This window comes from Streptomyces sp. NBC_01525 (assembly GCF_045040405.1).
In the GTDB taxonomy this organism is placed as follows: Bacteria; Actinomycetota; Actinomycetes; order Streptomycetales; family Streptomycetaceae; genus Streptomyces; species Streptomyces benahoarensis.
Genome location: NZ_CP109397.1, coordinates 628,141 through 642,155, shown reverse-complemented (window position 1 = coordinate 642,155; position 14,015 = coordinate 628,141). Strand labels below are relative to the sequence as shown.

Below are 14,015 nucleotides of genomic sequence, written 5' to 3'. Positions count from 1 at the left end.
CGGCGGAAATCCCGTTGCCAGCCAGTCCCCCGCACCGGATGCTGACCTCATGTTCGATCCAGACATAGCGCCCAGTGGCACCCTGCTCGGCCTCCTCCAGCGAGGCCGCGGCGACGGGACCCTGCACGCCCTCGCGGCGCCGCGGGCCGCGGCCCTCGCGGCGCTCGACGACTGTGTGCTGCGCGATGCCCGCCGCGACTGGCAGGTGGAGAACCGCTCCCTGTACTACGCGCGCCTCTACATGCAACTCGACGGTGGACTCGACGCGATCGAACGGCACCTCTTCCAACTGGACGACGGCGTCGACACCGCCGAGGAGCGCACCGGCCTCGCCCTCTCCGTCCTCGGCCACCTCGCCGCCTACGGCCGGGACGCCGCCCGCCTGCTGCTGCGCGGTTACGCCGCGATCGGCAGCAACTGGCGGTGGGCCCTGGACGAGCTGGCGCTGCGCGACGACGACGCGGGCCTGGCCGCCCTCGCGCCCGCCGTGCTCGCCCGCTTCCCCGCCACCGCCGAGGGCGACGCCGCGCTGGCCGCCGCCGTCCGTGACGCCTTCGAACCCCGCCCCTGGCGGCTGTGGGCCGAGGACCCGCGTTACGCGGAGCGCCTGGCCGCCGCCGGGGAGCAGGGTTCCTTCGACCGCTGGCAGCGTCAGCTGCGCCCGCGCGGCCCGCGGCCCGGCTGGAGCGTCGCCGATGTGCTGCGCTGGGCCGAGGAAGGCGCGCCGGGCGCGGTGGAGCAGCGGTATCTCGCCGCCGCCCGCTGCCTGGGCGCCGTCGCCGGGCCCGAGGACCGTCCCGTACTGCTGGGCGCCGCCCGGGTCGGCCCGGACGCGGCCCGCGCCGCCGTCCTGCACCACCTCGCCGAACGCGGCGACCCCGATGCCCTCGACCTCATCGAGGCGACCGCCGGTGACCCCGCCGCGGGCGAGGTGCCCACCGCCGCCGCGCTCGCCGCCTTCGCCCGGATGCGGTCCACTGACGCCGTCCTCGGCCGCGCCCGCGGCTGGGCCCGCCGCGGCGACGAGCTGGGTGCCGCGGCCGCCGCCGTCCTCGCCCGCCGCGGCGACGCCCGCGACGCCGGGGTGGTGCTCGCCGCGCTGCGCCGTACGGTCCGCGTCGGCGGCCCCGACGCGGACGCGCTGTGGGAGCTGGTCGACGGCGTCGGGCGGCTCGGCGTCGGCTGCGCGGCGCCGGTGCTGCGCCACGTCTACCGCGAGACCGCCTCCTCCGAGCTGCGTGGGCGGACCGCCGCCGCGCTCGCGGTGACCGATCCCGGGTTCGCCGCCGGGTTCGCCGTGGAATGTCTCTGGGACTGCGAGGAGACCACCCGGGAGCTGGCCGCCCGGCACGCCGCGACCGGCGACGACCGGGTCGTCGAACAGCTCCGCAGACTCGCCGCCGATCCGGCCGAGGAGGCCGAGGTGCAGACCGCCGTCCGCAGCCGGTTCGGGCCGGACGCCTCCGCGGTCTGAGCGGACGGCCGGCCCGGGCGGGGACCGGCGGAAGCCGCCCCCCGAGGCCGGGCAGCACCCCGACGCCGGTCCGGGTGGCCGTGCCCGGACCGGCAAAAGGCCCCGGCACCCACCGGCCCCGGCACATCCGGCCCCGCACCCGTGGCCGGGCCCGGGTGCCGCGCCCACGACGCCCTCTGGCGCGCCCCGCGTCCGCTGCCACAATGGCCGGATGACCGGACGCTGGGAGTTCTGGATCGATCGCGGGGGCACCTTCACGGACGTCATCGGCCGGCGGCCGGACGGCCGTCTGGTTACCGCGAAACTGCTCTCGCACCACCCCGAGCGGTACCGCGACGCGGCCGTCGAGGGCATCCGGCGGATGCTGGGCCTCGCGCCGGGGGAGCCGGTGCCCGCCGAGCGGGTCGCCGTCGTCAAGATGGGCACCACCGTCGCCACCAACGCCCTCCTGGAGCGCACCGGCGAGCCGGTCGTCCTCCTCATCACGGAGGGGTTCCGCGACGCCCTGCGCATCGCCTACCAGAACCGCCCCAGGATCTTCGACCGGCACATCGTGCTGCCCGAGCCGCTGTACGACCGGGTGATCGAGGTGCCCGAGCGGCTGGACGCGCACGGCTGGGTGGTGCGGCCGCTGGACACCGCGGCGCTCCGCGGTGAGCTGGCCCGGGCCCGCGCCGACGGGCTGCGCGCCGCCGCCGTCGTCCTGCTGCACGGCTACCGCCACACCGCCCACGAGAAGGCCGTCGCCGCGCTCGCCGCCGACGCCGGGTTCGCGCAGATCAGCTGCTCGCACGAGGTCAGCCCGCTGATGAAGCTGGTGCCGCGCGGCGACACCACCGTCGTCGACGCGTATCTCTCGCCGGTGCTGCGCCGCTACGTCGACGAGGTGGCCGCGCAACTCCCGGGCGTCCGGCTGATGTTCATGCAGTCCAACGGCGGGCTGCGGCGGGCCGCACACTTCCGGGGGAAGGACGCGGTGCTGTCCGGTCCGGCCGGTGGCGTCGTCGGCATGGTCCGCTCCGCCGCCGAGGCGGGGCCCGGCCACGACCGCGTCATCGGCTTCGACATGGGCGGCACCTCCACCGATGTGTCGCACTACGCGGGCGAGTTCGAGCGGGTCCTCGGCAGCGAGGTGGCCGGGGTGCGGATGCGCGCGCCGATGATGAACATCCACACCGTCGCCGCCGGCGGCGGCTCCGTCCTCCACTTCGACGGGCGCCGCTACCGCGTCGGCCCCGGCTCCGCGGGCGCCGACCCCGGGCCCGCCTGCTACCGCCGTGGCGGCCCGCTCACCGTCACCGACGCCAACGTCATGCTCGGCCGGATCCAGCCCGGCCACTTCCCGGCGGTCTTCGGCCCGCGCGGCGACCGGCCGCTCGACGCGGACGTGGTCCGCACCCGCTTCGCCGACCTGGCCGCGCGGGCCGCCCGGGAGACCGGCGACGACCGCGGGCCGGAGGAGGTCGCCGCCGGTTTCCTCGACATCGCCGTCCTCAACATGGCCAACGCCGTCAAGAAGATCTCCGTGCAGCGCGGCCACGACCTCACCCGCTACGCGCTGACCAGCTTCGGCGGCGCCGGTGGCCAGCACGCCTGCGCCGTCGCCGACGCCCTCGGTATCGACACGGTGCTGATCCCGCCGCTCGCCGGGGTGCTCTCCGCGTACGGCATCGGCGTCGCGGACGCCACCGCGATGCGGGAACGCGCTGTCGAGACGGAGCTGGACGGCGCGGCGGCCGCCGACCAGGTCCGTGCCGTCTGCGACGAACTGGCCGCGCTCGCCCGCCGTGAACTCGTCGACGAGGGCGTGCCCGCAGAGAGCGTCACCACTCGCGCCCGGGTGCTGATCCGCTACGCCGGGACCGACGCCACGCTCGGCGTCCCGCTTGCCACCACCGACGAGATGGCCGCCGCCTTCACCCGCCTGCACCGCGCCCGCTACGCCTTCACCATGGACAAACCGCTGGTCGCCGAGGCGGTGACGGTCGAGGCGACGGGCGCCGCGGGCGGTGCGGGCTCCGGCGCCGAGCCGCTCGGCCCCCGTACGGGCGAGATGCGGCCCGCCGCCACCGTCCGGATGTACACGGGCGGCGCCTGGCGCGACACCCCGCTCCACGCGCGCACCGGGCTGCGGCCGGGGGACACCGTCACCGGGCCCGCGCTCGTCACCGAGGAGGACGCGACCACGGTCGTCGACCCGGGCTGGCGGGCGACGGTCGGCGACGCCGGGCATCTGGTGCTGCGCCGCGCGGAGCCCCGTCCGGAGCGGGCGGCCGTCGGTACCGCGGCGGATCCGGTGATGCTGGAGGTGTTCAACAGCCTCTTCATGGCCATCGCCGAGCAGATGGGCGTCCGGCTGGAACACACCGCGCACTCCGTCAACATCAAGGAACGCCTCGACTTCTCCTGCGCGCTCTTCGACGCGGACGGCAACCTCATCGCCAACGCCCCGCACATCCCCGTACATCTGGGCTCGATGGGCGAGTCGATCAAGGAGGTGCTGCGGCGGCGCGGCGCCACCATGCGGCCGGGCGATGTCTACGCGGTCAACGACCCGTACCACGGCGGCACCCATCTGCCGGACGTCACCGTCGTCACGCCGGTCTTCGACGACGCCGGAGGCGAACTGCTCTTCCTGGTGGCCTCGCGCGGCCACCACGCGGAGATCGGCGGGATCACGCCCGGTTCGATGCCCGCGTTCAGCCGTACCGTCGACGAGGAGGGCGTCCTCTTCGACAACTGGCTGCTGGTCCGCGACGGGCAACTGCGCGAGGACGAGACCCGCGCGCTGCTGACGTCCGGCCCGTACCCCTCGCGGGCGCCGGACGCCAACCTCGCCGATCTGCGCGCCCAGATCGCCGCCAACGAGAAGGGCATCACCGAACTCCGCCGGATGACCGGGCAGTTCGGCCTGGACGTGGTCCGCGCCTACATGGGTCATGTCCAGGACAACGCCGAGGAGTCGGTCCGCCGGATCATCCCCCGCCTCACCGACGGCGACTGCGACTACGTCACCGACAGCGGCGCGCACATCAAGGTGGCGCTGACCGTCGACCGGGCCGCCCGCACCGCGGTGCTGGACTTCACCGGCACCTCACCGCAGCAGCCGGGCAACGACAACGCCCCGCGCTCGGTGGTGATGGCCGCGGTGCTCTACGTCTTCCGCACCTTGGTCGCCGACGACATCCCGCTCAACAGCGGCTGCCTGAAACCGGTCGAGGTGCGCGTACCGGACGGCTGCATGCTGGCCCCGTCCCACCCGGCGGCGACGGTCGCCGGGAACGTTGAGACCTCCCAGGCCGTCACGGGTGCTCTCTACGCCGCGCTGGGCGTCCAGGCGGAGGGCTCGGGCACGATGAACAACCTGACCTTCGGCAATGACAGGGTGCAGTACTACGAGACGGTCGCCTCCGGCTCCGGCGCGGGCCCGGACTTCGACGGCACCGACGCCGTACAGACCCATATGACCAACTCCCGGCTCACCGACCCCGAGGTGCTGGAGTGGCGCTATCCGGTGCGGGTCGACGCCTTCGCGGTACGGTCCGGCAGCGGCGGCGCCGGGGCCCACCATGGCGGCGACGGCGTCGAGCGGCGGCTGCGGTTCCTCGAACCGATGACCGTCGCCCTCCTCACCGGCCACCGCCGGGTCCCGCCGTACGGCATGGCGGGCGGCGCCCCGGGGGCGCTCGGCGAGAACGTCCTGCTGCGCGCCGACGGCACCACCGAGGAGCTGCGCGGCCGCGACACCGCCGAGGTGGGCCCGGACGACGTCCTGGTGGTGCGGACGCCGGGCGGGGGCGGGTACGGCGCGCCGGACGGACCGGGCGGATCGGGCGGTCCGGCCGGGGCGTGAGCGTGAGGCGGCCCGCCCGGGGCGCACGCCGGTCGGACCGCACGGGGAACGCCGGTCGGACCGCCCGCCCTCACGCCCCGCGCAGCGGCAGGAAACGGATCGGGGTGCCCGGTACGGCCTGCGCGGCGGCAGCCAGATGGCGGGCGGGGACCACGCCGATCACCGGGTAGCCGCCGGTCGTCGGATGGTCGTGCAGGAAGAGGACCGGCAGCCCGTCCGGCGGCACCTGGAGGGCGCCCAACGGCATGCCTTCACTGGGGAGTTCGCCGTCCTTCGCGCGTTCCAGGGGAGGGCCCTCGGTGCGCAGCCCGATGCGGTTGCTCGCCGCCGAGACGCGGAAGCGCCCGGTGGCCAGGGTGCGGTGTCCGTGCGCGGTGAACCAGTCGTCGCGGGGCCCGGGACGGTAGGGCAGCAGCAGTTCGGTGGGCGGACCCGGGTGCGGGACCGCGTCCGCCCAGGCCGGGGCCGGGGGTGCGGCGCCGAGCGGCAGCACCGCGCCGTCGGTGAGCGGATCGCCGCCCAGGCCGGAGAGCAGATCGGTGGCGCGGCTGCCGAGCACCGGCTCGGTCGCGACGCCGCCGCCGAACGCCAGGTACGAGCGCAGCCCCCGGGCGGCGGGCCCGGCGTCGAGGACGGCACCGGCCGGGACGCGGACCGGGGCGCCCCAGGGCGCGGGCCGCCCGTCGACGGTCACCGGGCAGGGCGCGCCGGTCACCGCGACGGTGGTGGCGCGGCGCATCCGTACGGCGCACCCGGTGAGCGTGGTCTCCAGGGTGGCCGTCGGCTCCGGGTTGCCGACGAGGCGGTTGGCGAGGCGGTGCGCCGGGGCGTCGAGGGCGCCGGAGAGCGGTACGCCCAGGTGTGCGTGGCCGGGGCGGCCGAGGTCCTGGACGGTGGTGAGGGCACCGGCCCGCACCACGAGGCAGGCGTGATCGGTCATCGGACGGTCTCCGTGTCGCGGGCCCTGTCCCGGGGCACGAAGTGCACCCGGGTGCCGGGCGTGAGCAGGGCGGCGTTCTCCCGCCGCGGGTCCCACAGCACCGCGTCGGTCCGGCCGATCAGCTGCCAGCCGCCGGGGGAGGAGCGCGGATAGACGCCGGTGTACGGCCCGGCGAGCGCGACCGCGCCGACCGGAACGCGGGTGCGCGGGGTGGCCCGGCGCGGCACGTGCCACTCCTCGGGCAGCCCGGTGAGATAGCCGAAGCCGGGGGCGAACCCGCAGAACGCCACATGGAAGGTGGTGGCGGCGTGGCGGCGCACCACCTCGTCGGGGGTGGTGCCCCACAGCGCGGCCACATCGGCGAGGTCCGGGCCGTCGTAGACCACCGGGATCTCCACGCCCGGCCGGTCGGCGGCGGTGAGCTGCGGGAGGTCCCAGGTCTCCAGGTCGGCGGCGAAGCCGCGGGGGTCGTCGAGGCTGTCGAGGAAGACGGTGCGGGCGGCGGGCACGATCTCGGTGACGGGCGGCAGGGTTCCGGCTGTGGCGCGCCGCAGCAGCTCCGCGTGGAGCGCGCCGACCTCGTCGGCGGTGTCCAGTTCGAGGAGGAGCCCGTGCGCGCCGACGGGCAGCGCTCTCATACGAAGCTCCGCACCACCACGCCGGCGGAGCCGAGTTCGGCCTTCACCCGGCGGGCGAGCGCGGCGGCGCCGGGGGTGTCGCCGTGCAGGCACAGCGACCGGGCGCGGACCGTGACCGGCTGTCCGTCGTGGGAGCGGACGGTGGCGTCGCGGGCGATGGAGAGCGCGCGCCGGACGACCTCCTCGGGGTCCTGGATGACCGCGCCCGGCTCGCTCCGCGGGACGAGGGTGCCCCCGGCGGTGTAGGCGCGGTCGGCGAACGCCTCGTCGACGACGGGTAGTTGGGCCTCGCGCGCTGCTTCGTGCAGCCGGGAGCCGGGCAGGCCCAGAACCGGCAGCGACTCGCCCGCGGCGCGGATCCCGGCGACGACCGCGGCGGCCTGTTCGGCGTCGTGGACGCAGCGGTTGTAGAGCGCGCCGTGCGGTTTGACGTAGCCGACGCGGGCCCCGGCGGCGCGGGCGAAGACCTCCAGCGCGCCGATCTGGTACGAGATTTCGTCGGCCAGCTCGTCCGCGGGGACGTCCATGGCGCGGCGGCCGAAACCGGCCAGATCGCGGTAGGAGACCTGGGCGCCGATGACGACGTCACCGGCGGCGGCGCGCTCGCAGACCCGGCGCATCGTGCCGGGGTCCCCGGCGTGGAAGCCGCAGGCGACGTTGGCGCTGGTCACGACGGACAGCAGGGCGTCGTCGTCGGTGAGCCGCCAGCGTCCGAAGCCCTCGCCGAGGTCGGCGTTGAGGTCGATGACGGCGGGTTGGACGGCGAGGTCGCTCATGGGTGTCCGCTCCAGGGCTCGGTGGCAGGGGGCGCGGCGGCTGCGGGGAGCGGGCGCCCGGGGCGGGTCCGGTGGGGCCCGGGGCCGTGGGCGCACGGGCCGACCGGCGTCGGCGCCCAAGGTAGCGATCGTTGAACGATCCGACAAGAGGTGTGTTGTTCCGATCCGGCTTCTGGGATTGACTTCCGACGGGAGAACGATCGAGACGGTGCCCGGCACGGACCGGCGCCACGGCGGAAGCGGGGTGGGCCGATGGCCGGCGGAGCGGCGAAGGCGGAGCGGCGGCGGCCGGTCGACGTCGAGGGGCTGGCGGGCGACCGGGCGCTGCTCGGCCGCGCCGGGACCGCCGAGCGGGTCGCGGACATCCTCCGCGACCGCATCGCCGAGGGCTACTTCCCGCCCGGCGCCCGGCTCTCCGAGGAGAGCATCGGCGGCGCCCTCGGCGTCTCCCGCAACACCCTGCGCGAGGCGTTCCGGCTGCTCACCCACGAACGGCTGCTGGTGCACCGCCTCAACCGCGGCGTCTTCGTCCGCGTCGTGACCGTCGAGGACCTGGCCGACATCTACCGGGTCCGCCTGCTCGTCGAGTGCGCGGCCGTCCGCGGTCTGGGCCAAGGGCCGTACGACGAGGGGACGCGGGCGACGATCGGGGCGATCGAGGCGGCGGTGCGCTCCGGCGAGACGGCGGTGCGCGAGCGCGCCTGGCAGAAGCTGTCCACCGCCAACATCCGCTTCCACCAAGGCGTCGCGGCGCTGGCGGGCAGCCCTCGCACCGACGAGCTGATGCGCGGCGTGCTCGCCGAACTCCGCCTGGTCTTCCACGTCATGGACGACCCGCGCCGCTTCCACGCGCCGTACCTCACCCGCAACCGGCAGATCGTCGAGGCGCTGGAGGACGGCGACGCCGCCGCGGCCGAGCAGCTGCTCCGCTCGTATCTGGAGGACTCGCTCGCCCAGCTCTCCGGGGCGTACGCGCGGCTGATCGCCGAGGGGTAGCGGCGCGGCGGCGGGTGGCGGCGCCGGGGCGGGGTGCGTCCGGTGCCGGGCCACGGCGGCGCCGGGCCGGGCGCGGGACCGATGGCGCGTCGCCGGAAAGTTCCCGGCCGTAGACCCCTTGTCGGATCGTTGAACAATCGCTTAGCCTCCGCTGCAATCCATTCATCGATCCTCACGATCCGCGTGGGGTCCTGTACGCGGAAGGCGGGCCCATGATCGTGCTCCTCGGCGTGCTCGTGGTCGTCATCGGCTTCGCCACGAAACGCCACCCCCTGCTGGTCGTCGGCGCCGCAGGCATCGTCGCCGGACTCCTCGGCGGACTCTCCCCCCAGGAGGTGCTGGCCGCCTTCGGCAAGGGCTTCGCCGACAGCAGGTCGGTGACGATCTTCGCCATCACCCTCCCGGTCATCGGCCTGCTGGAGCGCTACGGCCTTCAGGAACAGGCCCGCAACCTGATCGCCCGCTTCGCCAAGCTCACCACCGGGCGGTTCCTCGCCCTCTACCTGGGCATGCGGCAGATCGGCGCCGCCCTGGGCCTCACCGACGTCTTCGGCCACGCCCAGACCGTCCGCCCGCTGGCCGCCCCGATGGCCGAGGGCGCCGCCGAACGCCGCCACGGCACGCTCACCGACGCCGCCCGCGAACGCATCCGCGCGTGCGCCGCCGCCGCGGACAACGTCGGCCGGTTCTTCGGCGAGGACGTCTTCCTCGCCGTCGGCTCGATCCTGCTGATCACCGGCTTCGTCAACACCACCTACGGCACCCACCTCGAACCGCTCCACCTCGCGCTGTGGGCCATCCCCACCGCCGTGTGCGCCTTCGTCGTCCACGGCTGGCGGATGCTCCGCCTCGACCGCCACCTGGAGCGCGAACTGCGCGCCGCCAACGCCGGGGGCGCCCGCCCCGCCGAGCCCACCCACCCCACCGGCGCCGCCGGGAACGCCACCGCAGCGGAGGCCACCGAATGATCAAGGCAGAGTGGTTCTACTGGCTGGTCGGCCTCAGCTTCCTGGTGATGGCCGGGCAGATGCTCACCGACCGCAGCAACGCCAAACGGCTGGGCACCGCCGCCTTCTGGGGGCTGATCGGCGCCGGATTCATCTACAGCAGCTGGGTCGTGGGCCACCGGGCGCCCGCCGAGCCCCTGGGCGCCGCCGTCCTGGTCATGGTCGTCCTGGCCGGATGCGGTTTCACCGGACGCGGCACCCCGCGCACCACCACCCCCGCCGAACGCACCGCCCACGCCGCCCGGTTCGGCAGCCGCCTCTTCGTCCCGGCGCTCACCATCCCCGTCGTCGCGCTGGTCTGCGCCGTCGGCGTCGCCCGCCTGCGCATCGGCGGCCGACCCGTCCTCCAGGAGGGCAGCGAGACCATCCTCGGCCTGGGCATCGGCGCCGTCGTCGCGCTCGTCGTCGCCATGGTCATGCTGCGCGAGAAGCGGCTCTCGGTGCCCGTCGCCTCCGGCCGCTCGATGCTGGAGTCCATGGGCTGGGCGATGCTGCTGCCGCAGATGCTCGCCACGCTCGGCGCCATCTTCCAGGTCTCCGGCGTCGGCACCCAGGTCGGGAAGATCACCACTGCGGTCCTGCCCGACAACTCCCTCTACGTCGCCGTCGTCGTCTACTGCGTCGGCATGTTCCTGTTCACCCTGATCATGGGCAACGCCTTCGCCGCGTTCCCCGTGATGACCGCCGCCGTCGGCTGGCCCGTCCTCGTCGAGCACTTCCACGGCAACGCGCCCGCCGTCCTGGCCCTCGGCATGCTCGCCGGATTCTGCGGCACCCTGGTGACCCCGATGGCCGCCAACTTCAACATCGTCCCGGCCGCCCTCCTGGAGCTGAAGGACCAGTACGGGCCGATCAAGGCGCAGCTGCCCACCGCGGGCGTCCTGCTCGTCTGCAACATCGTGATCATGGCGCTCTTCGCCTTCTGACCCAGGCCGCCACCACCGAGGAGACCGCATGACCCGGGTACTGCTGACCGGCTTCGAACCGTTCGACGGCGAGAAGACCAACCCGTCCTGGCAGGCGGTCCGCGCCGCCGCCGCGCAGCCGCCCGCCGGACTCGACCTGCGCACCGCCGAACTCCCCTGCGTCTTCGGCGAGGCCGCCCGCCGGCTGCGCGCCGCGGTCGCCGCGCACCGGCCCGACGTGGTGATCTGCGTCGGCCAGGCGGGCGGCCGCCCCGACATCACCGTCGAACGCGTCGCCGTCAACCTCGACGACGCCCGCATCCCCGACAACGCGGGCGCCGCCCCGATCGACGAATCCGTCGTCGTAGGCGGCCCCGCCGCCTACTTCTCCACCCTGCCGGTCAAGGCGTGCGTGGCCGCCGTCCGCGCCGCGGGCCTGCCCGCCTCGGTCTCGCACACCGCCGGGACCTTCGTCTGCAACCACGTCTTCTACGCCCTCGCCCATCTCATCGCCACCGAACTGCCCGCCCTGCGCGGCGGCTTCGTCCACGTCCCCTACGCGCCCGAGCAGGTCACCGGCCGGGCGCAGCCGTCCCTGCCGGTGGACACCGTCGCCCGCGCCCTGCGCGAGATCGCCGCGACCGCCGCCACCACCCGCAAGGACCTGCGGCTGCCGGGCGGCGCCACCCACTGACCCCGCCGCGGCCCCGGCGGGCCGGGCGTCCGCTCCGCCGAGGCCGACCGGGTACGCGCCGTCACCGCCCCCGGGCGGCCCGCGTACGCTTGCTGACCGGCCGGAACGTGCCCCAGGTGCGGGCCGGGGCAGCGCCGCTTCGTCCGTTGTCAGTGCGAGCGCTTACTCTGTGCAACGTGACTTTTCCAGCTCCGGGGGCCACAGCGCCCCAGCCGGCCGGGACCCACCGGCCCGCGCCGGGCCCCGCCGCCGACGAGGGCCTGGCCCGCCGCCTGCGCGCCCTCGCGTGCACCGCGCCGCTGCACGACCTCGACGCGCGCAAGGCCAACCTCGCGGGCGAGTACGGCGGGTACGCCATGGCGGAGGTGGCGCTCGCCGTCATCGACCTGGTCACGCTCCACATGGACTTCGACACCGGCGCCGACCACGAGGAGATAGTGGCCCGGGTACTGCCCCGCATCGCCGCCCAGGCCCCCGGGCGCCCCGCCGCCGAACACGAGCGCGTCGCCCGCTGGGTGCTGGAAAATCTCCTCAACGTCGGCAGCGTGGACCGCGGATTCCGCGCCGTCTACGGCACGTTCGACACCACCGGCACCTATGTCCGCCGCGACTACGACTTCAAGCTCATCGAAGAGGTCCCCGGCACCGGCGGCGCGGTCTTCCTGCGCACCACCGACGAAGCGGTCAACGTCCTCGTCGGCGCCCTCGACACCGACGTCACCAGCGCCCAGATCGCCGCCGAGGTCAAGCTGGAGGTGCTGATCAGCCGCGGCCGCCTCGCCGACGCCCAGCTCGCCGCCGAGCAGGCCCGCTACCGCACCGTCCAGTACGCCGAGACGCTGCGCCGCACCCTCGACGCCACCCGGCGCAACGTCCGCGCCGTCGACTGGCTGCAGACCGTCCCCGACATGATCGCCGAAGCGCTCGACCACGTGGCCGACCGCTACCGCCACGAGAACGCGATCCTCACCAACATCCGCAAGGCCCGCGACGAGACCGAGGAGCCCGAGCACAAGCGGCGCGCCGCCGAGCTGGTCGACATCGTCAAGGACTGCATCCGGCGCCACACCCAGCTCCAGTCCCGCCTGCTGGAGGCCGGACCGCTCTTCCGCGCCGAGCAGGACCGCCAGGCGTTCGCCGCCCCGACCGCCCGCTCCGGGCTCGACCTCTACGGTCAGCTCGTCGCGCCGCTGCTGCCGCTCCCCACCGAGCAGGCCCGCCGCGTCACGGACGCCTTCTTCGCCCACGGCACCGGCCTGCGCACCCCGGCCGCCGTCCGCGTCACCGACCTCGTCGACACTCTGCTCACCCCGCCCGCCGAGCGGGACCACCTCGGCGCCGAGATGCCCGAGCCCGATCTCGTCGCCACCCCCGACGACAGCCGTTTCAGCGAGGCGCAGCTGGACGCCGCCATGGCCCTGCTGGACCTGCCGTCCGACGCACCCCGCCGCCTCTCCGGTCTGCTCGCCGACGCCCGCCGCACCGGCGACCCGGACCTCGCCTACCTCGTCGCCCTCCTCGCGGTGCACGCCGCCAGCCCCCCGGTCGGCACCGCCTACCGCCAGGGCGAGGCCCAGCTGCTCTTCGCCGTCGACGACGGCACCGAGCTGACCGACCCCGAGTTCGGCGGCGCCGACCTCATCGTCGGCACCGCCCTCCTGGACGCCGCGGGCATGGCCGCCGACCGCTCGGAGGTGGCCTGATGTCCCGGCCCGCCCGGGGCCGCCGGCTCCCGCCCGCCGCACCCCTGCCTCCCCCGTCCGTCCCCCACAAGGAGCCCCGCCCGTGACCGAGTACGCCGCCGACGAGGTGCCGCAGCCGGAGCCGGTGCCCGCGCCTCCCGGGCGGGGGGCCACCGCCGGGGCCGAGCCCGCCGCGGCGCCGGTCACCCCCGCCGACGCGGCCGACGCGGCCCGGCTCGTCGCCTTCGGCCTCCAGCCCAAGCTGCTGCCGGCCCGCGACGCCGAATACGCCGAACTGCTGCGCCGCCACCGCGACGACCCCGCCTTCGCCCGGCTCGCCGACGCCGTCGCCGCCGGGCTCGGCCTCGTCGTCCTGGAGGTCTCCACCCGCGCCGGGATGGCCGTCACCGCCGCCGAGGACTCCGTCTTCGCGGTCCGCATGGGCGACTACGCCCGCCGCGCCTCCGCCGATTCGGCCGACCGCTTCCTGCACGGTCTGGCCCACCTCGCCGTCGCCGCCCTCGCCTTCCCCCGCCCCGAGGACCTCGCCGACGACGGCTACATCGGCCGCCTCACCGTCAACGGCGTCGACGCCTTCGTCCGCCAGGCGTGCCGCCGCCTGGAGGAGCGCGCCGCCGAGGACGGCGAGAACACCGACCCGGCCACCGGCGCCCCCGGCCTGGAGGCCGCCTGGCGCGTCTACGCCCGCCGCAGCGCCACCGGCGCCACCAAGGACGCCCGGCGGCTGGCCGGTTCCACCACCGGCATCATCGCCAAGGCCGTCACCTTCCTCGTCGACTCCGGCTTCCTCCAGCGCACCGGCGACGACGCCGGGGGCACCTACCGCACCACCGCCCGCTACCAACTCCAGGTCCGCGACATGGCCGGGGGCGCCGCGATGAGCGAACTGCTGGAGTTGGGCGTCGTCCCCGTCGCCGACGGCACCGCCTCCCTGCTGCCCGGCGAGGACACCGACGCCCTCGACCTGGTGGCCGACGCCGGACTCCCGTTCCACAGCCCCTGACCGCCCGCCGTCCGACGCCCACTCCC

The 14,015-nt window shown here is 75.3% G+C and carries 11 protein-coding genes; 8 read left to right on the top strand and 3 right to left on the bottom strand.

What is annotated here, in order from left to right:
- The first annotated feature begins 49 nt into the window (after window positions 1-49).
- Window positions 50-1,474, top strand: a complete 1,425-nt coding sequence (locus tag OG422_RS02825; protein WP_405739259.1) for a HEAT repeat domain-containing protein — start codon at window positions 50-52, stop codon at window positions 1,472-1,474.
- 211 nt (window positions 1,475-1,685) lie between these two features.
- The gene (locus OG422_RS02820) at window positions 1,686-5,327 is read left to right on the top strand and encodes a hydantoinase B/oxoprolinase family protein (RefSeq protein WP_405739256.1); all 3,642 of its coding nucleotides are present in this window, start codon (window positions 1,686-1,688) and stop codon (window positions 5,325-5,327) included.
- A gap of 70 nt (window positions 5,328-5,397) precedes the next feature.
- Here the strand turns inward: OG422_RS02820 and OG422_RS02815 are convergent, their stop codons facing one another.
- From OG422_RS02815 to OG422_RS02805, 3 genes are read right to left on the bottom strand one after another with little or no spacing between them, the layout of a single operon-like run.
- A complete protein-coding gene (locus tag OG422_RS02815) occupies window positions 5,398-6,267 on the bottom strand; it encodes a biotin-dependent carboxyltransferase family protein (RefSeq protein WP_405739253.1) in 870 nt (289 codons plus the stop codon).
- On the bottom strand, window positions 6,264-6,905 hold the full coding sequence (gene pxpB / locus OG422_RS02810; protein ID WP_143941664.1) for a 5-oxoprolinase subunit PxpB: 642 nt from the start codon (window positions 6,903-6,905) through the stop codon (window positions 6,264-6,266). Before pxpB ends, OG422_RS02815 begins: the two co-directional genes overlap by 4 nt.
- Window positions 6,902-7,681: a LamB/YcsF family protein gene (locus OG422_RS02805; protein WP_405739249.1), complete on the bottom strand. Its 780-nt coding sequence runs from the start codon at window positions 7,679-7,681 to the stop codon at window positions 6,902-6,904. Before OG422_RS02805 ends, pxpB begins: the two co-directional genes overlap by 4 nt.
- 252 nt (window positions 7,682-7,933) lie before the next feature.
- On the opposite strand from OG422_RS02805, the gene OG422_RS02800 reads away from it, so the two are divergent.
- The 6 genes from OG422_RS02800 to OG422_RS02775 all read left to right on the top strand — a co-directional run bounded on the left by OG422_RS02800 (window position 7,934) and on the right by OG422_RS02775 (window position 13,989).
- Complete coding sequence (locus tag OG422_RS02800; RefSeq protein WP_143944865.1) at window positions 7,934-8,677, top strand: GntR family transcriptional regulator; 744 nt, start codon at window positions 7,934-7,936, stop codon at window positions 8,675-8,677.
- A gap of 212 nt (window positions 8,678-8,889) precedes the next feature.
- Window positions 8,890-9,645, top strand: a complete 756-nt coding sequence (locus OG422_RS02795) for a DUF969 domain-containing protein (protein ID WP_405739246.1) — start codon at window positions 8,890-8,892, stop codon at window positions 9,643-9,645.
- Window positions 9,642-10,610: a DUF979 domain-containing protein gene (locus OG422_RS02790; protein WP_405739244.1), complete on the top strand. Its 969-nt coding sequence runs from the start codon at window positions 9,642-9,644 to the stop codon at window positions 10,608-10,610. The genes OG422_RS02795 and OG422_RS02790 overlap by 4 nt, the downstream gene beginning before the upstream one ends.
- Window positions 10,611-10,638: 28 nt before the next feature.
- Entirely contained in the window at window positions 10,639-11,283 is a 645-nt protein-coding gene (gene pcp, locus OG422_RS02785; RefSeq protein WP_405739241.1) for a pyroglutamyl-peptidase I, read from the top strand.
- 176 nt (window positions 11,284-11,459) lie between these two features.
- Window positions 11,460-12,986, top strand: coding sequence for a hypothetical protein (locus OG422_RS02780; protein ID WP_405739238.1), 1,527 nt, complete (start codon window positions 11,460-11,462; stop codon window positions 12,984-12,986).
- An 82-nt stretch (window positions 12,987-13,068) separates the two neighbouring features.
- Window positions 13,069-13,989: a hypothetical protein gene (locus OG422_RS02775; protein ID WP_405739235.1), complete on the top strand. Its 921-nt coding sequence runs from the start codon at window positions 13,069-13,071 to the stop codon at window positions 13,987-13,989.
- Window positions 13,990-14,015: the final 26 nt, after the last annotated feature.

What these genes read in the sequence shown, in the direction of transcription:
- OG422_RS02825 (WP_405739259.1), top strand. Translation starts at nt 50, where the DNA reads ATGTTCGATCCAGACATAGCGCCCAGTGGCACCCTGCTCGGCCTCCTC.
- OG422_RS02820 (WP_405739256.1), top strand. Translation starts at nt 1,686, where the DNA reads ATGACCGGACGCTGGGAGTTCTGGATCGATCGCGGGGGCACCTTCACG.
- OG422_RS02815 (WP_405739253.1), bottom strand. Translation starts at nt 6,267, where the DNA reads ATGACCGATCACGCCTGCCTCGTGGTGCGGGCCGGTGCCCTCACCACC.
- pxpB (WP_143941664.1), bottom strand. Translation starts at nt 6,905, where the DNA reads ATGAGAGCGCTGCCCGTCGGCGCGCACGGGCTCCTCCTCGAACTGGAC.
- OG422_RS02805 (WP_405739249.1), bottom strand. Translation starts at nt 7,681, where the DNA reads ATGAGCGACCTCGCCGTCCAACCCGCCGTCATCGACCTCAACGCCGAC.
- OG422_RS02800 (WP_143944865.1), top strand. Translation starts at nt 7,934, where the DNA reads ATGGCCGGCGGAGCGGCGAAGGCGGAGCGGCGGCGGCCGGTCGACGTC.
- OG422_RS02795 (WP_405739246.1), top strand. Translation starts at nt 8,890, where the DNA reads ATGATCGTGCTCCTCGGCGTGCTCGTGGTCGTCATCGGCTTCGCCACG.
- OG422_RS02790 (WP_405739244.1), top strand. Translation starts at nt 9,642, where the DNA reads ATGATCAAGGCAGAGTGGTTCTACTGGCTGGTCGGCCTCAGCTTCCTG.
- pcp (WP_405739241.1), top strand. Translation starts at nt 10,639, where the DNA reads ATGACCCGGGTACTGCTGACCGGCTTCGAACCGTTCGACGGCGAGAAG.